This is a genomic window from Halopelagius fulvigenes (assembly GCF_042662625.1).
In the GTDB taxonomy this organism is placed as follows: Archaea; Halobacteriota; Halobacteria; order Halobacteriales; family Haloferacaceae; genus Halopelagius; species Halopelagius fulvigenes.
Window position 1 is genome coordinate 292,063 of the sequence record NZ_JBHSXH010000011.1, and the last position, 22,735, is coordinate 314,797.

General features: G+C 65.2%; 18 protein-coding genes. 7 read left to right on the forward strand and 11 right to left on the reverse strand.

Annotated features, from left to right (window positions below; all coding sequences use genetic code 11):
• Nucleotides 1-144: 144 nt before the first annotated feature.
• The 5 genes from ACFQEV_RS09175 to ACFQEV_RS09195 form a co-directional block, all read right to left on the reverse strand.
• Nucleotides 145-1,695, reverse strand: a complete 1,551-nt coding sequence (locus ACFQEV_RS09175; RefSeq protein ID WP_379695109.1) for a glycoside hydrolase family 28 protein — start codon at nt 1,693-1,695, stop codon at nt 145-147.
• A gap of 96 nt (nt 1,696-1,791) precedes the next feature.
• Complete coding sequence (locus ACFQEV_RS09180; RefSeq protein WP_379695111.1) at nt 1,792-2,940, reverse strand: Gfo/Idh/MocA family protein; 1,149 nt, start codon at nt 2,938-2,940, stop codon at nt 1,792-1,794.
• Between the two features lie 115 nt (nt 2,941-3,055).
• The gene (locus ACFQEV_RS09185) at nt 3,056-4,441 is read right to left on the reverse strand and encodes a pectate lyase (RefSeq protein ID WP_379695113.1); all 1,386 of its coding nucleotides are present in this window, start codon (nt 4,439-4,441) and stop codon (nt 3,056-3,058) included.
• Between the two features lie 152 nt (nt 4,442-4,593).
• On the reverse strand, nt 4,594-5,664 hold the full coding sequence (locus tag ACFQEV_RS09190; RefSeq protein WP_379695115.1) for an alpha/beta hydrolase family protein: 1,071 nt from the start codon (nt 5,662-5,664) through the stop codon (nt 4,594-4,596).
• 83 nt (nt 5,665-5,747) lie between these two features.
• Nucleotides 5,748-6,800: a Gfo/Idh/MocA family protein gene (locus ACFQEV_RS09195; RefSeq protein ID WP_379695117.1), complete on the reverse strand. Its 1,053-nt coding sequence runs from the start codon at nt 6,798-6,800 to the stop codon at nt 5,748-5,750.
• 181 nt (nt 6,801-6,981) lie between these two features.
• On the opposite strand from ACFQEV_RS09195, the gene ACFQEV_RS09200 reads away from it, so the two are divergent.
• Entirely contained in the window at nt 6,982-7,920 is a 939-nt protein-coding gene (locus tag ACFQEV_RS09200; RefSeq protein ID WP_379695119.1) for a dihydrodipicolinate synthase family protein, read from the forward strand.
• A gap of 95 nt (nt 7,921-8,015) precedes the next feature.
• Complete coding sequence (locus ACFQEV_RS09205) at nt 8,016-9,962, forward strand: DUF8034 domain-containing protein (protein WP_379695121.1); 1,947 nt, start codon at nt 8,016-8,018, stop codon at nt 9,960-9,962.
• A gap of 481 nt (nt 9,963-10,443) precedes the next feature.
• Here the strand turns inward: ACFQEV_RS09205 and ACFQEV_RS09210 are convergent, their stop codons facing one another.
• Nucleotides 10,444-11,376, reverse strand: a complete 933-nt coding sequence (locus tag ACFQEV_RS09210) for a dihydrodipicolinate synthase family protein (RefSeq protein ID WP_379695123.1) — start codon at nt 11,374-11,376, stop codon at nt 10,444-10,446.
• Nucleotides 11,377-11,559: 183 nt separating this feature from the next.
• Between ACFQEV_RS09210 and ACFQEV_RS09215 the strand changes: the two genes are divergently transcribed.
• Complete coding sequence (locus ACFQEV_RS09215; protein WP_379695125.1) at nt 11,560-11,934, forward strand: hypothetical protein; 375 nt, start codon at nt 11,560-11,562, stop codon at nt 11,932-11,934.
• 746 nt (nt 11,935-12,680) lie between these two features.
• Here ACFQEV_RS09215 and ACFQEV_RS09220 read toward each other — a convergent pair.
• Together ACFQEV_RS09220 and ACFQEV_RS09225 are read right to left on the reverse strand one after the other, a co-directional pair.
• A complete protein-coding gene (locus tag ACFQEV_RS09220) occupies nt 12,681-13,523 on the reverse strand; it encodes a class 1 fructose-bisphosphatase (protein ID WP_379695127.1) in 843 nt (280 codons plus the stop codon).
• Nucleotides 13,524-13,824: 301 nt separating this feature from the next.
• A complete protein-coding gene (locus ACFQEV_RS09225) occupies nt 13,825-14,424 on the reverse strand; it encodes a hypothetical protein (protein WP_379695129.1) in 600 nt (199 codons plus the stop codon).
• A 497-nt stretch (nt 14,425-14,921) separates the two neighbouring features.
• On the opposite strand from ACFQEV_RS09225, the gene ACFQEV_RS09230 reads away from it, so the two are divergent.
• The 4 genes from ACFQEV_RS09230 (at nt 14,922) to ACFQEV_RS09245 (ending at nt 19,304) form a co-directional block, all read left to right on the forward strand.
• Nucleotides 14,922-16,190, forward strand: coding sequence for a DolP-mannose mannosyltransferase (locus ACFQEV_RS09230; RefSeq protein ID WP_379695134.1), 1,269 nt, complete (start codon nt 14,922-14,924; stop codon nt 16,188-16,190).
• A gap of 703 nt (nt 16,191-16,893) precedes the next feature.
• On the forward strand, nt 16,894-18,084 hold the full coding sequence (locus tag ACFQEV_RS09235; RefSeq protein ID WP_379695136.1) for an MFS transporter: 1,191 nt from the start codon (nt 16,894-16,896) through the stop codon (nt 18,082-18,084).
• A 65-nt stretch (nt 18,085-18,149) separates the two neighbouring features.
• A complete protein-coding gene (locus tag ACFQEV_RS09240) occupies nt 18,150-18,530 on the forward strand; it encodes a tautomerase family protein (protein ID WP_379695138.1) in 381 nt (126 codons plus the stop codon).
• A 165-nt stretch (nt 18,531-18,695) separates the two neighbouring features.
• Nucleotides 18,696-19,304 carry a DJ-1/PfpI family protein gene (locus ACFQEV_RS09245; RefSeq protein ID WP_379695140.1) on the forward strand — a complete coding sequence of 203 codons (609 nt, stop codon included), beginning with the start codon at nt 18,696-18,698 and terminating at the stop codon, nt 19,302-19,304.
• A 30-nt stretch (nt 19,305-19,334) separates the two neighbouring features.
• Here the strand turns inward: ACFQEV_RS09245 and ACFQEV_RS09250 are convergent, their stop codons facing one another.
• The 3 genes from ACFQEV_RS09250 to ACFQEV_RS09260 all read right to left on the reverse strand — a co-directional run bounded on the left by ACFQEV_RS09250 (nt 19,335) and on the right by ACFQEV_RS09260 (nt 22,688).
• Entirely contained in the window at nt 19,335-20,792 is a 1,458-nt protein-coding gene (locus tag ACFQEV_RS09250; RefSeq protein WP_379695142.1) for an acetyl-CoA hydrolase/transferase C-terminal domain-containing protein, read from the reverse strand.
• The gene (locus ACFQEV_RS09255; RefSeq protein ID WP_379695144.1) at nt 20,792-21,373 is read right to left on the reverse strand and encodes a MaoC family dehydratase; all 582 of its coding nucleotides are present in this window, start codon (nt 21,371-21,373) and stop codon (nt 20,792-20,794) included. The genes ACFQEV_RS09250 and ACFQEV_RS09255 overlap by 1 nt, the downstream gene beginning before the upstream one ends.
• A gap of 112 nt (nt 21,374-21,485) precedes the next feature.
• Entirely contained in the window at nt 21,486-22,688 is a 1,203-nt protein-coding gene (locus tag ACFQEV_RS09260) for an acyl-CoA dehydrogenase family protein (RefSeq protein ID WP_379695146.1), read from the reverse strand.
• Between the last annotated feature and the right edge of the window lie 47 nt (nt 22,689-22,735).

Below are 22,735 nucleotides of genomic sequence, written 5' to 3' on the forward strand. Positions count from 1 at the left end.
GATTCGGCGGAGACCGCCTCTCTAAACCGCCCGGGACGGGTTCTCCCCTTGGGAACGAACGGCGTCGGTACGGACGGCGTCGGTACGAGCGTCGATTTCGGACGCGGACCGTGCGCGGAGGAACGCGGATTCGGACGACGGCGCTTATTCGACGACGACGTCAGTTGCGGTGTCGTCCGTCTCGACCCGTTCTTCGAGGCCGGCGTCGTTCCCCGAGAGCGATATCAGGCGCGTCTCCGGACCGCTCGCACGCAGGAACGCGCCGTCCGAGGCGGGGGCGCGACACCCGTGGACGCGGGTCGTCCCGACGTCTTTCACCGTCACGACGGAGTCTCGATTCTCGCCGCGGAACCGAAGTCCGTCGAGTTCGACCGACTCGACTTCCTCGAAGGCCATCGCGGGACTCTCCGGCGTCCGTATCTCGACGTTCCGGAACGAGACGTCGCCGAGCGACTTGCAGAAGAACGTGTGCGACGCGTCGTAGTTCTCGGCCATCGCGGGGGAGATATCCGTGGCGTCCAGCGGTCGGGTGGCGTCGATCCGCACGTTCGAGAAGGAGATCCCCTCGAACGACCGTTCGGGGAGTCCCGCGAAGAACCCGGCGTAGGACACCTCGCGGGCCGTGACGTCGGAGAAGTGGACGTTCCTCACCATCGGCGTCCCGTCGTCTACGGGGACCGGGTCGCTGTCGATGTCCGTGAAGTAGTAGCCGTTGACGACGAACGGACACGCGACGCGCCGCATGACGATGTTGTCGAAGTGCAGGTCCTCCACGACGCCGCCGCGGCCGCGTTGGGTCTTGATGCGCACGCCGCGGTCGGTGCCCGTGAAGGTGCAGTTGCTGACCGCCACGTCGCGCACGTCGCCCGACATCTCGCTTCCGATGACGACGCCCCCGTGACCCGCCTCCACCGTGCAGTTGGTGACGGTTATCTGCGCCGCCGGCCGGCCGACCGCTCTCCCCTCCTCGTCCTTCCCCGACTTGATGCAGATGGCGTCGTCGCCGGCGTTGATGTACGTGTCGCTGATTCGGACGAAGCGCGAGGAGTCGATGTCGATACCGTCACCGTTCGGCGCATTCTCGGGGTTCTCGACGTTCACATCGTGGAGCGTGACGTTCTCGGAGTAGACGACGTGGGTGTTCCAGAAGGGGGAGTTCCGGAGCGTGACGCCCGAGACGGTGACGTTCTTCGACTCCGAAATCTGAAACAGCGGCGGTCGGAGGGTGAAGCTGCTCACGTCGTCCCGCTTCTCGTTTCGCGCCTCGAACTCGGCTAACCGCTCCGCGAGTCCGTCGGGGTACTCCGGCTCCGGCGCGTCGTAGAACTCCCACCAGTAGTCGCCCTGTCCGTCGATGGTCCCGCGGCCGGTGACCGCGACGTTCTCGGCGTCGCGGACGAACAGGCAGGGGTGGAAGCCGACCTGGTTCCACCCCTCCCACCGGCTCTCGACGGTCGGAAACGCCGAGTAGTCCCGCGCGAACCGGAGCGTCGCGCCCGCGTCGAGGTGGAGCGTGGTGTCGTCGCCGACGCGGAGCGGTGCCGTGCGGTACGTCCCGGGCGGGACGTGCACCGTCCCGCCGGTTTCGGCGCAGTCGTCGAGTGCGCCCTGTATCGCCTCGGTGTCGAGTTCGGTACCGTCGCCCGCGGCGCCGTACTCGCGGACGTCGAACGAGAACGTGTCTGACTCGGACATCAGTCGATGATTTCGGAGTGCAGACATAAACGTTGCGTCGGAAAAAGGAGGCACGGACCGCCGGACGTCCGAACGCGCCGTCCGGCCGCGGTGCGGTCAGACCGGCAGTTCGTCGAGTTCGACGCGTCGGTGCTCGTCCCACGACCGGTGGCTCGCCTCCGTGAGTTGGACCCCCCTCGCTCCGCTTCGGAAGTCCCACGGGAACGGTTCGTCGGCGACGACGTGGCGGATGAACTCCGCCCACTGCCGCTTGAACGCGTTCTCGAACTCCTGGTTGTCGGGCACCCGTTCCCAGTCGTCGGTGAAGTCGTGTTCGGTCGGCGTGTCGGGGTTCCATTCCGGTTTCGGCGTGTTCGCGTGATGCTGGGTCTTGCACTCTCGAAGCCCGGCGACGGCGCTTCCCTCCGTCCCGTCGACCTGGATTTCGAGCAGGTCGTCGCGGTTGACCCGCACCGTCCACGAGGAGTTTATCTGCGCGACGACGTCGTCTTCGAGTTCGAGGATGGCGTAGGCCGCGTCCTCGGCCGTCGCCTCGTACTCGTTGCCCCGTTCGTCCACGCGGCGGGGGACGTGCGTCTTCCCGAGGCAGGTGACCGACTCGACTCGGCCGAAGAGGCTCTCCAGCACGTAGCTCCAGTGGGAGAACATGTCGTCGATGATCCCGCCGCCATCCTCCGCGCGGTAGTTCCACGACGGACGCTGCGCGGGTTGGTCGTGCCCGGTGAACACCCAATACCCGAAGTCGATGTCCACGGAGAGCACCTCGCCGAAGAACCCCTGATCGAGCAGTCGTCGGAGTTTCAGCAGTCCGGGGAGCCACAGCTTGTCCTGCACTATCCCGTGTTTGACGCCGCTCCGCTCGGCGGCGTGAGCGACTTCGAGGGCGGTGTCTAAATCCGTGCCGAGGGGCTTCTCGCAGTACACGTCCTTCCCGGCCTCGATGGCCTTCAGGAGCGCTTCCGGTCGTCGCGGCGTGACCTGCGAGTCGAAGTAAATCTCGTCGTCGCCCTCCAAGCAGGATTCGAGGTCGGGGTCGGCGGTCCAGCGCTCGACGCCGTGTTCCTCGCTCAACTCCCGCAGTTTGCGCTCGTTCCGGCCGACCAACATCGGATCCGGAATCACTCGCTCCCCGCTCGGTAGCTCCACCCCGCCTTCGTCCCGGAGCGCCAATATCGACCGAATGAGGTGTTGGTTCGTTCCCATCCGTCCCGTTACGCCGTTCATGACGATACCTATCTCTCGCATTGTCGTGTCACGCCGTTACAGTGTAGAGATAAATAGCGTTGGGGTTACGGTAACCGACGCCACGTCGGTCGGCTTCGTCCGATTCGCCGGGCGTCTCGTACGACGCGCGACGGGGTTACCGCTCGACCGCTTCCGTGTGGCCGGCCAACCACTCGCCGAAGCCGTCCGTCGGGACGTCCAGTTGGCGGGTCACCGGACCGAAGTCCGGGTAGCCGCCGACTTCGTCCTCCTGGTCGATGACTTCGCCCTCCTTGGCTTTCGTCTGCTGAACGATGGACTCGTCGTAGGAGATGCGTCGCGCGGGGCGAGCGCTGACGGCGTTCAGAACGTTGGCGAACGTCCCCTTCGGAGCGTCGAACCCCGACGGCAGGACGGGCGGTTCGTCGGCGACGACGAGTCGTTCGTCCGGATTCTCCGAGAGCATCTCGACGGGCCCCTGCGTCACGTTCTCCTTGAGGTACACGAGCGCCTTCAGGACGTCGTCCTCCTGATTGAGTCCGACGACGGGGTCGTCGAGGGGCGTGTTGTCGCCCGGGCGGTAGACGTTGCGGATGAGGCTGACCTGCGTCGGGAACTCCTCGCCTGCGTTGGACTCGGCGTCGTCACCCAGTCGAACGGCCGTGTCGTAGTTGTAGACGACGTTGTTCGCGACGATGCTCCGAGTGCCGCCTTTCAGACGCGGGTTCCGGTCGTTGTTGTGGGCGTAGAGGTTCCCGAGGATGGCCATCCCCTCGGTATCGTGGCCGACGAGGCTCCCGTTCGAGTGCTCGTCGCCGTCAGGGTGGAGATTCGGCGCCGCGAGGCCGTGGGCGATGAGGTTGTTGCTGAAGGTGATGTCCGACGCGGTGTCGCCGCAGGAGAGGTTCTCGTCCGTCCCCCACGTGGCGGTGCAGTGGTCCACGATGACGTTCTTCGACTCGTCGGCGATGGTTATCGAGTCCGCGGCGTCTCCCTCGCCGCTCGCGCCCGGGGCGGTCTGCGTCCCGGCCCGCGACCTGATGTGCTGGACGACGACGTTCTCGCCGTCGATCTCGAACGTCCCCTTTATCAGCGTGATTCCCGGACCCGGCGCGGTCTGCCCCGCGACGAACATGTTGTTCGCCTCAGGGTCGAGCTCGCCGCTCGCCTCCGAGAGGTCGATCACGCCGCCGACCTCGAAGACGACGATGCGCCCGTCCCCTTCGACGTCGCGTTCCATCGCGTGTTTGAACGACCCCTCGCCGGTCGCATCGAGGTTCGTCACTTTCACCACAGAGAGGTCGGTCCCGGCGGTCCAGTCCGTGTCGGCGAACCCGTCTACCGGGTCTATCGGCGAGCTGGGTGAGACCGTCCCGAGCGGTTCGCCGGGCGTTACGACCGTCTCGCTCGAATCCGCGGCCGCGGTGCCGGTCAGCGCCGATCCCACGACGAGACCGCCCGTCAACGCGAGTGCACCCCGCCGGCTGATTGTCCGTCCTACGCTGTCGCTCCGTTCGCCGTGTTGCGTGCTGTCTTGCGACATGCAGCCGAAATACATCCCGTCGTTACATATACATAACGATTAATGTAACTGAAAATGGTCGGGTGAGGGAAGATATCTAGATGCGAGTAAACGTTCGCGGTCGGAAGGGGGACTGTCGAACTCCCGACCGAACGGTCGCCGGGACGAGGCGCTCAGAGGTTCCGTTCGAGGAACGGCCAGACGCCGGCTTCGTAGAACCGGTGGCCGCCCTCGCCGACGTACAGGCTGCACCTTTCCTCCGCCTCCGCACCTCGGTAGATTTCGCGGATGCGGTCGAACGCGCGTCTCGTCCCCTCCTCCGGGAAGATGGGGTCGCGGTCGCCCCCGACGACGCGAAGCGGTCGCGGCGCGATGAGGCCCGCGACGTCCCCGATTTCGCCGAGTCGCCGGACGCCCGGCACGTAGTTACAGAGGCAGTGGTCTATCGAAACGATGGAGCGGTCGAACGAACTGACCGACGCGCAGGGGGCGGCGGGGGCGAGTCGTTCGTCGAGTGCGGCCGCGAACAGCGCCACTATCCCGCCGCCGGAGTGACCGGTGACCGCCACCCGGTCGCCGTCGAGTTCAGGGCGGCGTTCGACGAACTCGACGAGTCGAAGCGCGTCCCAGACCCGTTCTCCGACCAACGACCGGCCGACGAGTTGGGCGGTCTTCTGCCACCGGGTGCACGGCCGTAACTCGTCCGCCGACTCGTCCTCCCCGTCTCCCGCGTGCGTCGCGAGTTCCCCGAACGCGCGCATGTCGGGGGCGAACGCCGCGAAACCGCGTTCGACCGCCTGCCGCGCGATGTCCCGCCGCTCCTCCGAGACGCGCCGCCGGTCGGCGTCGCTCTCGACGACGCCGGCGGCGAGGTCCTTTCCGCTCTGGGCGTGGCCGTGGAGGGCGAGAACGACGGGGTACGGCGGGTCGGTCGAACTCGGAAGGAGCAGGTGAAACGGGACGCGGAACCCGCGCTCCGTCTCGACGCTCCACGTCTGTCGCTCGTAGTCCGCGTCCGTCCCCGTCACCTCCGACGTCCCGCGTCGCCGCGGGTCGAGGTCCGCGACCCCGTTGTCGCGTATCACCGGGAAGCCGAGGACGTCGCGCAACTGGTCGCGGAACGTCTTCTGCCACGCGGTGAACGCTATCCCGGTCTCTCCGCCGTACGTGCACACCCGCGTGGTGTTCTCGGAGACGTGGTCCGTCCACTCGCCGTAGTCGAACTCGAACTGCTGATCGGCCATCGTTGTAGACGAACGTTGCGAGCCGCCGATAAATCAGTATCGACGAACCGGGCGGCGCGAAGCGAGAGAGAGCGCTCGACCGCTTACTGGAAGACGTCGGCGGCGAACGGGTAGAGGTCCGCAACCGCGACGCGTTCGTTCCGGCGGCCGGACTCGTAGGCTGCCATCGTGACGATGAGCGCCTTGAGTCCGTCGCGGGCGGTGGCCGGCGGGGCCTCGCCCGTCTCTATCGCGTCGAGGAAGGCGGTTCCCTTGCTCAGTCGTCGGTCGTAACCGTGATACGGGCTCTTTTCGGTCCCCTCGGCGTCGATGACGAAGCCGGTTCGGTCGTCCCACTCTCGACCTTCGAGGTAGACCGCCCCCTCCTCGTCCCAGACGTGGACGTGTTCGCGCGTTCGGGCGACGACGCCGGTGTCGGAGACGTTCGCCACCGCGCCCTCCTCGAACTCGACGGTGGTCGAAGACTGGCGGTCGAACACCTCCTCGTCGTCGTGGAAATCAATGGACGCGTAGACGTGCGTCGGGGTGAGGCCGGTCGTCCACAGGATCGCATCGACGATGTGCGTCCCGACGTTCAGGAGGTGGCCGCCGCCGCTCAGGTGGGGGTCCATCCGCCAGTCGTCCATCTCCTCGTAGTACGACCGCCAGTCGTGCGTTATCTCCCCGGTGACGAACCTCGGCTCCCTGTCGCCCAACGCCCACCGCTTCCGGGCGAGTTCGTACGCCGGATTCAGATGCCGCTGGTAGCCGATCATCACCGTCCGATCGCTCGATTCGGCCCGCTGCATGACCTCGTACCCGTCCTCGACGCTCGTCGCCAGCGGTTTCTCGCAGAGGACGTGCAGGTCGCGGTCGAGTGCGGCCGTGGTCTGCTCGTAGTGGAGTCCGTTGGGGGTCGCTATCGCCACCGCGTCCAACGCCTCCGAATCGAGCATCTCCTCGTACGATTCGTACCGGGAGGACTCCGACACGTCGAGTTCGCGCCCGGCGGCCGCGAGTCCGTCGCTATCGACGTCCGAAAGCGCGACGAGGTTCGAGCGGGGGAGTTCGACGAACTGTCGGCCGAGTCTCCGTCCGAGACTCCCGACGCCGACGAGTCCGACCGCGACGGCGGAAGATTCGGTCTGGCTTTTCATTGTAACGGTTACCTATACAGAAATCCGACCAATAACTGTTTTGCCGCATCGAGTCGCTCGCCTCCGGTTGTCGCCTCGGCCTCAGTCACGGCGGAATCGCCGTCGAATCGGAGCGACTCCGACCGCTCGTTTCCGTCTCTCCCTCCAAAGATTTTATGTTCGAGCACTCGCTGTATCGGATATGCCACTTTCCAAGAGCGGTGTGCGTCAGCACCTGCGTGGCGTCGCTGCCGGACTCCTCACCCCTTTCGACGACGAACTCCGCGTCGAACACGCCAAGTTAGAGGCGAACGCGAACTCGCTCTACGACTCCGGAATCCGGACGTTTCTCGCATCCGCGAACATCAGCGAGTACCACTCGCTCTCTCAGACCGAACGGAGAGAAGTGACGGAGACGGCCGTAAATGCGCTTCCGTCCGACGCCTGCGTCCTCGCGGGCGTCGGCGGGAGCACGCCGGACGCACAGGAACTCATCCGAGCGTACGACCGCGTCGGCGTCGACGCGATGATGGTGATGCCGCCGGATCACTCCTACATCCACGAACGAGGGCTCATCCGCTACTACGAGAAGCTCGACGAGGCCACCGACACGCCCCTCGTCCCCTACGTCAAGGGATTCGACCCCTCCGTCCGCTACCTCCGCAACCTCGCGGACATCGACGGCGTGGTCGGCGTCAAATACGCCATCGAGGACGCGGTGAAACTCGGCGCAGCGAGCAGTTCCTCCCCCGACGACGTGGTGTGGGTGGACGGCCTCGCGGAACCGTTCGCCGTCTCGTTCTGGAACGAGGGCATCGAGGGGTTCTCCGCCGGCGTCAGTAACTTCCGGCCGGAGGTCGGACTCGCACTGTACGACGCCCTCGCGGCGGAGGACTGGGAGCGCGCGCGCCGAATTCGCAACATCAGTCTCCCGTACCAGAACTTCCGCGACGAAGCGGGTCAGAACAACACCATCGAGGGCGCGATAAGCGTCTCCGCCGTGAAGAAGGGCCTCGAACTCGCCGGCCTCCACGGCGGCGAAGTTCGCGACCCCATCGAACCGCTCTCGGCCGAAGACGAGCAGAGAGCGGAGGAACTCTATCAGCAACTCGACGACGACATCGAACGTGTCATCGCCTAAACGGAGCGACGAGGAACCGTACCGCAACGAGCACCCGAACTGACCGTGACAAACGATACCGACCGATACAGCGGACCGACAGCACCGATGAGAGCATGCTCGAACTAGAAGCGACCGTCGATGCGTCGAGCGTGCCGTCCTGGGCGCGCCGACAACGCGAGTTGTTCGACCTGGTGGCGAGCGTCACCGACCGATTCGTCGCGGACTACACCGGTCCGGAGGGCGAACCGTTCTGGCCGCCGGAGGACCACGTCGGCGTCGACGGCTTCGACGACGTGGTCGAGGGGTTCTACAACTGGCCGTTGCTGTACGCGATGGGCGGCGACGAACGAGTCCTCGACCACGCCCGACGCGTGTACGAGGCGGCACTCGAACGCGGGGCGAACATGGAGACGCCGTTCGGTCACCCGATGGTCGTAGACGAGTTCGAGCAGTGCCGGGACTGGTTCCACATGGGGGAGGGGAACCTCTACACGTACAACATGGGTCTCGCGGCCCCCGACGACGAGACGGTCGTGGACCGCGCCGAGCGATTCGCGAATCTCTACTCCGCCACCGCCGACGCGAACAACTACGACGGCGAGAAGCGACTGATTCGCGGTCCGATGAACGGGAGCATGGGCCCCGACTACTGCGATTTCTCCGCGTACGAGCACCACCCGTACGGCGCCGACTACCGCTGGGCGCGACACGGGCTTCCGTGGCGGGACTTGGAGTTCGACGAGGCCGCCGACCTTCTGGACCCGGACAACGAGGAGCGACTGTTCGAGGTGTTGAACGACCGGTGCTCGAAGGGGGACATCCCGCTCAACCTCAACGCCACGAGCCTGTTCACGAACGCGTACCTCCACACGGGCGACGACAGGTACCGCGAGTGGGTCACCGACTACCTCGCGGCGTGGCGGGAGCGAACGGCGGAGAACGGCGGGATAATTCCCGACAACGTCGGTCGGTCCGGAGAGATAGGCGAGTACACCGACGGTTCGTGGTACGGCGGCTACTACGGGTGGTCGTGGGGCGGATGGCACTACGTCGGCATCGGCCCCACCGTCGCTGCGGAGAACGCGGTTCTGCTGGAGGGCGACCGGGAGTACCTCGAGTTCCCCCGGTCGCAACTCGACGTCCTCGTGGAGAACGGAATCGAGGTGCGAGAGGACGACGTCCACAGCACGCTCTACATCCCGCACAAGCACGGCGGGGAGGGTGACTACCACTACGACGCCTCGGGCGTCCTCACGGAGGACGACGGGGAGGTTCTCTGGCGCGACGGCTGGTACGAGTTCCAACCGCACACGGACGACCCGTACGCCGTCCACCTCTGGTACATGTCGATGAGTGACGAGGACAGAGAGCGGGTACGTCGGCTCCGCGACTGGGGGAAGCGCGACTGGAAGCGGGTCGACCCCCGGGCCTCCACGAAGCACGGCGACGGCCACGAGTACGCGTGGCTTGCGTACCTCGACGGCGAGTTCCCGGATTACCCCGACCGGATTCTCGAAGCGACCCGCGAACACGTCCAAGAGCGACTGGACCTCATGGAGGCGGAGGGGAACGAACCGACCACGGTAGACGAGGACTACCTCCGCGACCGGAACCCCGTCTTCCACAAGGCGTTGCTCCAACTCACGATGGGCGCGCCTCAGCCCGTCTACTACGGCGGCCTCGTCATGGCGCAGGTTCGGCACTTCGACGCTCGCCGGGAACGGCCGGGACTCCCCGAGGGCGTCGCCGCACTCGTAGAGGACGTCTCGCGGGAGGGAATCGAACTCACCCTCGTCAACGCCGGAGGGACGAACGAGGAACTGGTCGTACAGGCGGGCGCGTACGGCGAACACCGGTTCGAGTCGGTCGAAACCGACGGCAACCGCGTGGGCGTCGGAGACGCGGGCGGCGACGCGAACGGGAGAGACGCCCTCGAGTCCGGCGAGTCGAACGCGGTACGGGTTCAACTCCCCAGCGGAAGCCGAATCTCCGTGACAGCGGAGCTCGACCGCTTCGCGAACGACCCAAGTTACGCCCTTCCGTGGGACTCCGCTCGGTAGGCGACGGCGGATGTTTTCTTCGTCGTATTCGTTCCCGTGCGGGGAACGGTCGCCCGCGTGACCTGTCGTCAGAGAACATCGTTACGCGTTCCTCCGTCCGCCGGACGGCGGCGATTCCGGCCCGATACCCGAGGGCGAACCGGACTTTGACCCCGAAACTGTTCCCCTAGAGGGAACCAGTCTCCTCTTTCCGTATACGACGTATCTTGACTTTTCCGAGGAGAACACCGTTACCCGATAATGGATTACATCATTAGGACTGTAACGCTACCGTTCCCCCCTCGGGAACGATGTGGGGTGACTCGCTGACTTCCACCGACGGGACGGTGAAGGGAGGCGTTCCGTGCCTGGACCGCGAAGCCTATCTGAGCGTCGTTCGACGGCGAGTGAGGCCACGAGGCTCGGGCGATGCTCGCACTCCTTCGAGCGTTGAGCGGCCGAAAAGGCGGAGACGCGGACTGTCGGGCGCGTCTATCGGTGCTTACAGGCGGTCCATGTCCTGGAGGATTTCGCGGAGGTGGTCGCGTTCCTCCGGGTCGAGGGTCTGGGCGGGGGGACGGACGGTGTCGTGTTCGAAGACGCCCTGCATCTGGAGTGCGGCTTTGATGCGGTTGCGGTTGCGGCCAACCGGTTCGCCGAACAGGAAGTTCGTGAGCGGGAGCATCTCCGAGCGGAGTTCCCTCGCGCGCTCTATCTCGCCCTCGCGGACGGCGCGGAGTTTCTCGACGTGCATGTCGGGAATAAGGTTGGCGTAGGAGATGAGGGCGGTTTCGGCTCCGAGGAGGTAGGAGTGATAGAGGAACACGTCCTCGCCGGTCATGAGGGTGAACTCGTCGCGGTAGGGTTCGAGCGCGCGAACCGTCTCCTCGTAGCGGGTGACGTCGAAGGTGGCGTTTTTGAGGGCGACCACGCCGTCCAGTTTACAGAGTTCGACGTAGGCGCTGACCGGTTGGGCGATGTCGCCGAAGTTGCCGAACTGGAAGGCGATGAGGGGGATGTCCACGGCGTCGGCGATGTCGCTGTAGTACTCAACGATTATGTTGGGGTCGCCGTGGCTGTAGACGTCGATGGGGACGGGCATGAGGGCGTCCGCGCCGGCCGCTTCGGCTCGCTTCGCCTCTTCGACGGCCATGGCGGTACTCTCGCCGTGGATGCCCGAGAACACCATCGCATCCTCGGAGGCTTCCTGGTGGATTTCGATGACTCGTTCCTTGTCCTCCGGGGGAGACATCTTGCATTCGCCGGAGTGAGCGTTCGCGACGGTGGCGACGATGCCGTCCGTGGAGGTGAGATTACGGATGTGTCCGTACAGGTCGTCCTCCGCGACTTCGAGGTCGGGCGTCAGTGGAGTGACGGTCGCCGGGATGACTCCGCCTTTGATAGCGTCTTTTACTTGCTTGTAGCTCTCTCGCATGCTTCGGTGGAACGACGCGTAGCACCCACATAATACTTGGGTCTCTAGGCAGTCCGCTCGGAGACGGCGCACTCTCCCGACGGTGGCCGCGTTCCGTCCCGTCGCCGACGGGCGAGAAATTCGCCCCCCTGGTCCCGTACGCCGCCGGCAAACGTTCTTGTACCGTCGGTCGTATCTTCGAGTATGTCGAATCAGGCTCACATTCGAATCGAGGACGAATCGGTGTTCCTCGCCGTCGAGGATCGGCGTCTCGACGTCGGGTCGCTCTCGGACGTGTACGACCTCGTCGGCGGCGAGTCCTACACCATCGAGTACGATAAGCGCGCGGCGTCGGTCCCGTGGGTCGAGACGGACGACGACCGGACGTTCACGTTCGAGGTCCGCGAGGCGATGGACGGACTGCCGTTCGGCGGCGGGTACGCCGAACGCGTCGCCGACGCGTCGATGGAACCGACGGAGTCGGGCGTCCCCGAACGGACCGAAGTGTTCGCCGACGTTCTGATGCAGATCTGGGACTCGAAGGGGAACCCGGAGGAGTTGGCCGAATACCACGAGTAGCGTTCTCTCTGTCGTAAGCGCTCGGAAATCCGGTCGAAGAACGATGAACGTGTTCGCTCGCCGAGTAGCGGCTAATATACTAGCGAAGAAGGCTCTCATCGATTTAGGGACCGCTCCCGTATTGCGTCCCGTGTAACGCCCGAGTAAAGAACCTCGATTCTTTCGGAGCTATCGAGGGAATGGTCGCTTCAATACTAGTGCTGGTGATGCCTGCGATGGGGAACGACGCCGCTGAGGTCTATCTGATAGACTACGTTCTCCAATCAAACTCGTCTCTGAAAACGCCGTTCTTCTGGACCTTCTGCTCCTCATCGTTTCGTCCACGATCGTCGTCGTGCACCGTAACGCGATAGTCGAACTGCTCTCTTAGACGGTGACGGCATCTGATACCTTCGAGTAGGGGTGTTCTGCTTCGCGTTCGCAGTGGATTCATTACGTCCTTAAATTTGATATAGCGAAATAAGATACATGACATGCTCTGAAACGGAGGAAGGCAAAGATTCGACGGGTAGCGGGGCCGTATCACTAGAATCAGAATCTCAGTATCTCACTTGGGCTTAGTTTATTAAGCCCAAGTGGGTTTGGGCGGGGCGATGCCGTACCCCGATACCGAACGTTTACTGCAGGCGAGATGGGGGGTTAGAGACGTCGAGGAGGATGGCCGACGCAGTTTAGAAGAATCTCGCTGGGATTCACAGAAATACGGGTCTTCGACACGCGGCCTGACCGACGACGGAGAGACGGTTCTACGAACTGCTGTCGATCGCCGCCACGCGTTCGACCAGTTCCGGCGACCCAAGCACCGTCGGGACCGACTGGTGGAGTTCAGTGGGCGAGACGTCGAGTATCGACTGCGACCCGTCGGAGGACGCTCCGCCGGCGCGTTCGACGATGTACGCCACCGGGTTCGACTCGTACTGCAGTCTGAGGTCACCGGAGGGCGCGGAATCGCGACTGGGGTACGTGAGTACGCCCCCGTGGGTGAGGAGTTGCGCGGCGTCGGCGACCATCGCACCGCTGTATCGGAGTTTGTACGCCTTCCCCAACTCGTCGAGCGTCGAGAGCAGTTCGTCCGACAACTCCCTCCGGTTACCTGCGTAGCCGTAGATGTCCGGGTCGTCCGGAAGCGAAACCGGTTCGCTGTCCACGGCTTCGCCGTCCGAGAGGACGTACCGAGTCACGCCGTCGTCGGTCGCGACCGTCGCCGTGGTGTACGACCCGTAGAGCACCAGTACCGCCGCGACGAGGTCCCGGCCCCGGGCGGGAAGTGGTGCGTCGTACACGCCGAGTATCGTACCGGTGACGGAGTTCGAGAGCAGGTTCGACGACCCGTCGAGGGGGTCGATGCTGACCCCGTAGCCCTCGCCGACGTCGACGACGTCGGAACGCTCCTCGCTGGCGTACGCGCCGACCGCGTCCGTCCCGGTCAACGCGTCGTAGAACACGCCGTCCACCCAGTCGTCGGCGTCGATCTGCTCGTCGCCGGTCGGGTTCGTCGCGCCGGTCTTGTTCCGGTGGTCGTGGAGGTGCGTCCTGACGGTCCCGGTCGCCTCCGCAATCGACTCGATGAGCCAGTCGGTTGAGTCCATGTGGGTAGTTAGTTCCCGTTCGCGGTAGAGGTACATGGCTGTTCTGCCAGGACCGACTTTGCGGGGTCGACTGGCGTGAGCCTCTTCGCCGAGAGTGTTCTTCCCTCCTCCTGCACTCGACGTATATCCCATAGTACGATACAGATGCGGTGGTCTCAGTAGTGAGACCGACACCCCGATGCGTACGTAGCGTCTCCTTCCGAGAGTTCGTCAGTGCAACGTGACCGAACTAGCCGTGCAGTGGTCATGCTGAATCCGTATCGGAGTCAGTGCTCGACAGCATGATCTGTTGGTAGCCTCCTCAGTTATCCTCCGCGCCGAGCTTTCGTTTGAATAGCTCGAGTAAGTCTGAATTCAGGGTCTCGGTCCCGTAGACCCTAACAGAGTCGAACCCGGCGTAGCCGTGATGTCCGTCTTCGTCGCGTTCCCAGTAGAGCCATCCCGTCTCCTCCCCGCCGTCGAATCCAGTGTCGTCGACCGGGAAGCGTAGAACGAGCATCTCATGACTCTCGCCGGACGCGCCTTCGACTCGAGTAATCTCTCCCTCGTCGAGGGGTCGTGCACCCTCTCCCTTCTGGAGGGTAAACCGCGAACCGAACCGATAGCGGACGGATTCGTCGGCGGGGTTGAACGTCGTGCGTTCGCCGTCGCTGCCGAGGAACTCGGAAGGGTGTACGGCGACCGACACCGACTCGTGTTCCGCCGCGTCGAGGAAGTTCTCCTCGTTTCCGGGCTGAACATCGATGTCGAGTTCGACCGGGAAGTGCGCCGCCGCAACGCCACCCAGGGCGGGAACGGCAGCGACCGTTGCCGCCGCACCGAGCGTCCCTTTCAGGAGTCGTCGCCGTGTCGTAGAGTTACACGTCGCTTCGTCAACCCGACTTGGTTGTCCCTTGCTCATTGCAACGAACCGTGGTGCGAAGCCCGGTAGTATGGCGATTCTGGTCCGACTAGCGAACGTAATCCGCGACGGACGGGTCCTTCATCACGAGGAGAAAGGCAGTAAGAACGCCTCGCGATACCGAGAGACTACCTGGTACTGCCGAACAGGGGTCCGTACGAATCGACTAACTCCGATTCGCAGAACTCGAAGTACCAGCGCACTGAACGGTGACGAAGCGGTTCCTGAAGTTTTGCGTCAGACGCACGGCGTCTCCGTCTGACGGTTTTACCCAATATCCGCACAGCTGACCGGATTAATGTCGCATTATCCTCACCTCAGGGACCCGTTTACGAGTTATAGTCTCCGTTATTAATACAAACGAATCTGTACGGGGAGTCGTGAGCAGGAAACACTTGGACGCCGCTCTGAGCTTGGAGTGGTTGCCCGCCTTCGCTCCTCTCGACCATTGGTTCGCTCTCCCGGTTCTGACTGCCGGAGTCGTAGAGCTATACTTTTTGTTCGACATCACGCTCGGAAGCGCTCGACCGCCGATGACGCCCGACGCGGGGATATTCCAGCACATCGGCTGGTTCCTGACGAGAGGTGCCCGCCTGTACGCGGACGCGTGGGAGGTGAAACCCCCGCTCTCGTTCGAGACGACCGGGATCCTCGCCCTCCTCGCGGGGGGTGACGTGTATCTCCTCCACCTCCTGAGCGTGCTGCTGATGATGGTCGTCGCCTGCAGCATCGTGGGGCTCGTCGCCGCCCTCGTCTGGCACTCCACGCGCGACCGGTTCGCCGCGTCCATCGCGGGATTCTCGATGTTCCTCCTGCCGGGGTTCTTGGTTCGGCCGGCTTACGGCTTCAAAGCGAAGTACATGGTACTGTTCGCGGGATTAGTGGCGATTTACGCCTACACCCGCGGGTATCCCGCGCTCAGCGGTGCGGCCGCCGCGGCCAGCGTCGGGTACTGGCAGGCGGCGATTATCTTCCCGTGTCTCGTCGTCGGCATGGCCCTCAGAGACGGCGACCGGACGAACCTCGTTCGCACCGTCGCCGGCGGCGTCGCGTTCACCGCCGCGATGCTGTTACCGGTGTACCTCCTCTGGAACTCGACGTCGGAGATGCTGGTACAGGCCGTCCTCGTCCCGCTGACGGTGGGTGAATCGACGCCGCTCCTGAACCGTCTCGCCGGCGGCGTCATCCACTTCAAGTGGGCCTCACCGTTCGTCCTTCTCGGCGCGGCCGGCCTCGTCAGAGTCGCGGTGGACGTTCTGACCGACCGGAACGACCCTATCGGACGGGACGAGTGGTGGATTCTCGCCGGAGGGGCATGGTTCGGATTCTTCATCCTCTTCGTCGATTTCGAGGTCGGCGGGTACACGGACCTGATTCCGTGCTTGGGGTTCCTCGCTATCGGCGTCGGTGTCGTCGCCGCGCGTCTCGACGACGCCCGTCGACGACGGTACCTCGGCGGCGCGATCGCGGCCGTTCTCGTCGTGAACATCGTCCTGTTGGGAAGCCTCGGACTCGTGTTCTCGCCCGTCGAAACGCCGGGCCCGGTCCCCATGGAAGACCTGCAGACGAACGACCGGGCCGAGGAGGTGGAAGCGGTCGGTTCCGTGCCCGAAGTCCGGTACATCTACTGGAACCGCATCGAACCCTCGACGTGCCACTACCGACTCTCCGTGATGGAGGTTCAGTGGCTCGAAAAGACGAAACCGTACTCCGGGCAGAGCTGCATGGACTTCGCAACCGCGCGAAAAGCTCTCGGAAGCGGCTGACCCCCGTTTTCGACCGTCTCGCGTGTTTCGGTAGTGCACTACTTCTCCTCGTAGCGGAACGGTCGTCTCGCAACTCGACGGCCTCCCGACCGTCGCTGGTTCGACTCCGCCGGAACCGGCACCGAACGCCCATTGCTCGGTGACGAGCGGAGGAGGAATTCCAGTCACGCTGGAATTTCGTAGTCCGACTAATAGATTCGTGTGTTACAGGAATACAGGTGTAATACCCCGGAGACGGATAGTGCGCGGAGAGGGCGGGGGATATTCCGGCGTCGGCGAGTTCTGTGCGTCTCTCACCGAGTAGAATTTGCGCCGGACAGCACAGTGCACACACATTTAATTGGATGAGTAAACAGTTGCGTTTTCTGCCGAGATAGAACTAGTCAAGATATAAGGGTATACAACTAACTTACTGTGAAGAAAGGCGACTACTGCTCTTATTTTCTAGTGTAGATATTATAGTACAATTCCCACGTCGAACGACCCGACTGTCGTCGTATGATAAATTATATTCGCAAATGTGCTATCACTCTCTTTCTCGCACCGGTTTCGCCGGGAGAGGACGCTTTTGTGCGGGAGGGGCGAAGCTGTCCGCTGAATCTTCCCGGGCAGGCAAGCGAGGCGGCTGAGTCGATACGAGGGGCGGACGCTCGTTCCGGAACCCGACGGTTTTAGGGTCTGGCCGAGAACAGTCCCGTCGAGAATGGGTATCTACCGAGTCGTATCGCTGATCTTCGTCTGGCAGTTGGCCGCGAGCATCTGCTACTATGCGGTGTTCGCGGCGACGCCGTTCTTCCGCGACCAGTTCGGACTCTCGGGGGCGGCCGTCGGGTTGGTCGTCACGTCGCTCACCCTCGGGTACGCGGTGTTTCTGCTCCCCCTGGGAGCGCTCACGGACCGGTTCGGCGAACACCGAACGCTCACCGTCGGCTTGCTCGGACTCTCCCTCGGATCGATTTTCGTCGCGCAGGCGTGGTCGTACCCCGCGTTGCTCGTCAGCGCGTTCCTGCTCGGGTCGCTCTACGGGACGGCGATGCCAGGGACGAACAAGGCGATCTTCGACAGCACGCCGCCCGGACGGCAGAACCTCGCCGTCGGAGTGAAACAGGTCGGCGTCACCGCCGGAAGCGGGGCGAGTGCGCTGCTCGTCACCGGCATCGCCGGCGTGCTGTACTGGGAGGTGGGCTTCTACGCCGCGGCGGCGAGCGGGTTGGCCGTCGCGGTGGCGTTCTGGTTCGTCTACCGCGGATCCGGCAGCGCCGAGGAGGCGAGCTACCCCGACTTCGGCCGACTGCTCGGGAATCGACCGTACCGCTCGCTCGCCGCCGCCGGCGTCTGCCTCGGCGCGGGCCTGTTCACCACCACCGGATACACGATACTCTACATCGACGAGTCGGTGGGCGCGTCCGTCGCCTTCGGCGGTATCGTCCTCGCGGCACTACAGGTGTCCGGAAGCGCCGGGCGGGTCGTCACGGGGTGGTTGAGCGACGCGCTCCCGGGCGAGCCTCGCCGCCGAATCGGCTCGATTCTGCTCGTCCAGTCGCTCGCCAGCGCGGCGCTGTTCGTCGGCGTCGCCTTCGTCGAGGGGACGACGCTCGCCACGGCGGCGTTCGTCATCCTCGGCTTCTTCGTCCTCGGGTTCACCGGGGTCTACTACTCCTGTATGGCGACGCTCGTCTCGGCGGACGAGATGGGCGGCGCGACGGGCGGCGGGCAGTTGGCGCTCACGTCGGGTGCGCTCTTCGCGCCGCCGGCGTTCGGCTACCTCTCGGACGCCGTCGGCTACCGGTGGAGTTGGCTCATGCTCGCGGCGCTTGCACTCGTCGGCGCTGGGTTCGTCGTCCGAGTCATCCTCACCGAACCGCCGGAGAACGTCACCGCCGCCGCGGACTGAGCGCGGAGGCGCGAGTGCGAGGAACAGGAGTACAACTAACACCGGCGGGCGCGTCCGTCCGCCCGATGCCGTATCTCGCACTCGATACGACGGCCGACCTCACCGCGGAGGAACGACGGGAGGCGACGGAGACGCTCACCGACATCTACACCGAGGAGATGGCGACGACGGCCGGCCACGTCGCCGTCGCCGTCCGGGAGCATCCGTCGACGGCGATGTCCATCGGTCGGGCCGTCGAGGGACCGATAGCCGTGTTGGACGCCGACGTTCGGCGGGGCCGGTCGTTCGAACGGCGGCGGGCGTTCGCCGTCGCCGTCGTCGATTGGCTCTGCGAGTCGTGGGCGGTACCGCGTCCGAACCTGAAAGTCGCGTTCACCGAACACGACGGCGACCAACTCATGGGCGCGGACCGCGTCGGCGGCGAGTGGTCCCCCGACGAGGGGTAACCGACGCCGCGACTGCCGGTGCGGCGACCGGTCGGCCGAGCCCGATCGCGGCGCTCAAGGGCGCGTTCGGCTTCTCCGGCGATTCGGTGCCGAAGGCGGGCGAAGCCGAAGGGAAGTAGCGACGCGACGCGCAACTGTTTTTTCGGTCGCCTGCGGACCGGTACCATGGACATCGCGATCGTTCTCTTCGACGGCGTGGACGAACTCGACGCGGTCGCTCCGTTCGAAGTGTTCGAGAACGCCGCCGCCGAAGGTGCGGACCTGACGGTCACGCTCTGTACGCTCGACGGCGCGCCGACCGTGACGGCGAGTCACGGCCTCGAACTCGGTTCGGACGCCCGCCTCGACGACGTCTCGCCCGACCTGTTGGTCGTCCCCGGCGGCAGGTGGAACGCCCGCGGGGAGACGGGCGCGCGGGCGGAGGCCGAGAGGGGCGACATCCCGGCGGCGATTCGCCGACTGCACGACGACGGAGCGGCTATCGCCGGCGTCTGTACCGGCGGGATGCTGATGGCGCGGGCGGGCATCACCGACGGTCGCCCGGCGACGACGCACCGCGGCGCGGTGGACGACTTGCGCGAGTCGGGGGCGACGGTCGTCGAGGCGCGAGTCGTAGACGACGGCGACGTGGTGACCGTGGGCGGCGTCACCTCGGGGTTGGACCTCGCTCTCCACCTCGTCGAACGCGAGTTCGGCGCGGACGTCGCCGCCGCCGTCGCCGAACGCATGGAGTACGAGCGTCGGGGATCGGTCCACCGCGGCGAAGAAACGTAGCGTCAGGGGTCGGTGACCGCGGTCGGTCCCTCACTCCTCCCACGAGAAGGCGGAGTGCAGGTCGTGGGGGATGTGTCCGCCGCGTTCGGCCGCGCGGTCGAGATAGGCGCGCAGGTCCCCGCGGAAGTCGGGGTGTGCGCAGTTCTCGACGAGGAGTCTCGCCCGTTCGCGGGGGGAGGTGCCCCGCAGGTCGGCGACGCCCTGTTCCGTGACGACCACGTCCAAGTCGTGTTCCGTGTGGTCCACGTGCGGGGCCATCGGGACGATTCGGGAGATGTCGCCCCCCGCGGCGGTCGAGGGGAGGGCGACGACGGAGAGGGGCGCGTTGCGCGTGAAGTCGCCGCTCCCGCCGACGCCGCTTATGATTTGCGACCCGCCGACGTTCGTGGAGTTGACGTGGCCGTACACGTCCACCTCGACGGCGCTGTTGACGGCGACGACGCCGAAGCGGTCGATGAGCGTCGGACTGTTCGAGAGGTCGCCGGGGCGGAGGATGATATCTTCGGCGTAGCGGTCGGCGTTCTCGAAGAGGCGGTCCTGCCCCTCCGTCGAGAGTGCGAGCGACGTCGCACTCGCCGAGCGCAGTTCGCCCTCGTCCAGCAGGTCCAAGAGGCCGTCCTGTATCACCTCGCCGAAGTACACGAGGTCCCTGTCGCCGAAGTCTGCGCCGCCGAGTGCGCCCATCAGCGCGTTTCCGAGGCTGCCGACGCCGAACTGCAGGCGGATGGACTCCTCGAACAGGGGTGAGCGCTCGACTTCGGCCTCCAAGAACGTCCCGAGGTTCTCCGCGATGGTCAGGTCGTCCTCGGTCGGGTCGCGGAACTCGTAGGGGGCGTCGCGGCCGTCGGTTTCGACCACGGCGACGAGTTTCTCGGGGTCGAACTCGACGCGGGACCCGCCGATTCGCTCGCCGGGGTCGGTCATCGGTATCGGCTCGCGGTTCGGCGGTTTCCCCGGCCGGTAGACGTCGTGGAACGCTTCGAGGGAACGCGGTTGCGCCGCGTTCACCTCCACGATCAACCGGTCGGCCGCTTCGACGTAGGCGGGCGTCGTGCCGATGGACGTGGAGGGGACGAGCCAATCCTCCCCGACGGCGACGGCTTCGATGACCGCGACGGCGTCCTCGGAGTCGACCAGTCCGCCGTACTGCACCTCGTCGCCGAGCGACGAGATGTGCCGGTCGCCGAAGGCGACGCGGCCCTCGTTTATCGCCTCCTGAACCGCCGGCCGCGCCTGAAACGGGAAGCGGCGCTCCATCGAGTCGGACTCGACCAGCGCCACGTCTATCTCCTCGCCGACGCTCCCGCCGCTTACGACCGTGAGCGAGAGGTCCCGCCCCGACTCGGCCAACGCCCTCGGGACGGCCTTCGGGTAGCCGACGCTCCCGAACCCGCTGACCAGAAGCGTCGCGTCGTCGCCGACGGCGTCGGTCGCCGTCTCCGCGTCGGTCACCGGAACGTCGCCCTCGATACGACTCTCGAGGCTCACTACTCCAACTCCTCCGGTTGCGTCCCGATTCCTTCGGGCCACCCGGTCGGTTGCGCCGCCGAGGGTTGGGCGTACTCGCGTTTCAGCACCATCGGCGTCCGCTCCAAGGAGAGGACGAGTTCGTCGTCCTGATTGTACGCGCGGAGTTCGGTCGTGACCATGCCCACGTGGTCGCGGGACTCGCTCTCGCGCTTGTGGATAACCTCGCTCTCCGCGAAGATGGTGTCGCCGTGGTACACCGGCGCGTGGTGGCGGATGTCGTCGTAGCCGAGGTTGGCGGTGGCGTTCGCGGAGACGTCGATGACGCTCATCCCCACGGTGAGGGCGATGACGAACGTGCCGTCCACGAGGCGTTCGCCGAACTCCGTCTCGGCGGCGTACGCCTCGTTGAAGTGCATCGGGTTGAGGTTCATCGTCAGGTTCGTGAACCAGACGTTGTCCGTCTCGGTCACCGTCCGCCCGTACGGGTGCTTGTAGATGTCGCCGACCTCGAAGTCCTCGTAGTAGCGGCCCTGCCAGCCTTCGACCAGTCGTCGCTCGCGTTCCTCGTCGGTTCCGTTCGCGTCGTGTTCTTCTGTCATGGTGGTGTGTCGCGGGTGTGTTCGTCGCTGGTGCGTTCGTCGTCGGTCGGTTCGTCGCTTGTACGTTCGTTGTCGGTCCGTTCGTTCGCCCCCGTCGTCGGCCGATTCGTCGTCAGTACGAACGCGGGAGGTCCAACTCGTTCTCGGCGACGAAGTTGAGGACGAGTTGCTGCGTTATCGGCACCAACCGCGCGAGCCGCGCCTCGCGGAGGTATCGCTCCACGTCGTACTCGCGGGCGATGCCGAACCCGCCGTGGGTCTGGACCGCCGCGTCGGCGGCGTCGAAGGCGGCGTCGGCCGCGAGGAACTTCGACATGTTCGCCCGCGCGCCGACGGCCTTGGCGTCGCCGTCGCGTTCGGCGGCTTCCGCGGCGCTGTACACCATCTGCTTGGTCGCCTGCAGCCGGGCGTACGCCTCCGCGAGGGGGTGTTGGATCGACTGGTTCTGCCCGACGGGGCGGCCGAACACCTCGCGTTCGCCGGCGTACTCCGCGCCCCTCTCGACGGCGAGTTCGCCCAGTCCGACGCACTCGGCGGCGATGACGAGGCGTTCCTCGTTGAGGCCGTCGAGCATCTGGTAGAAGCCGTTGCTCTCCTCGCCGATGAGCGCCGACTCGTCGAGTCGTAAGTCCTCGAACGTCATCTCGTAGGAGTGGACGATTTCGCTGGCCGTCTTGTCTATCCGCGAGAGGTGGAGGCTGCCGGCGTCGAACGCCTCCTCCAAGTCCACGAGGAACATCGAGATGCCGCGCGTTCGCTTCTCGACGTCCTCGCGGGGCGTCGTCCGGGCCATCAACACGAGGTAGTCGCTCACGTCCACCCGGGATATCCATATCTTCTCGCCGTTGACGACGTACTCGTCGCCCTCCTTCTCCGCCCGCGTGGCGAGGGACGTCGAGTCCGACCCCGCGTCGGGTTCGGTGAGTCCGAACGCCTGAATCGACGTCTCGCCGGCGGCGACTTCCGGCAGGAGGTCCTCTTTCATCGCCTCGTCGCCGTACTTCACGAGGGGGACGGAGTTGTATATCGCGCCGTGGACGGACTGCGCGCCGCTGAATCCGGCACCGCTCGCGGCCACCTCGCCCAGCATCACGACGACTTCCTCCGTGGAGAGGCCCATGCCGCCGTACTCCTCGGGGATGAGCGCGCCGAGCCAGCCGTCCTCGGCTAACGCGTCCGCGAACTCCGACGGATACTCGGCGTTGGCGTCACACTCGCGCCAGTACGCTGCGTCGAAGTCGGCGCAGATGTCGCGGATGGAGTCGCGCACGCGTCGCTGCTGCTCGGTCAACTGAACCGTGTCTCTGCGTACCATTCGGGTCAGCTTGGTATGAGACGACCTCCCGCTTAAAGCCACGGATT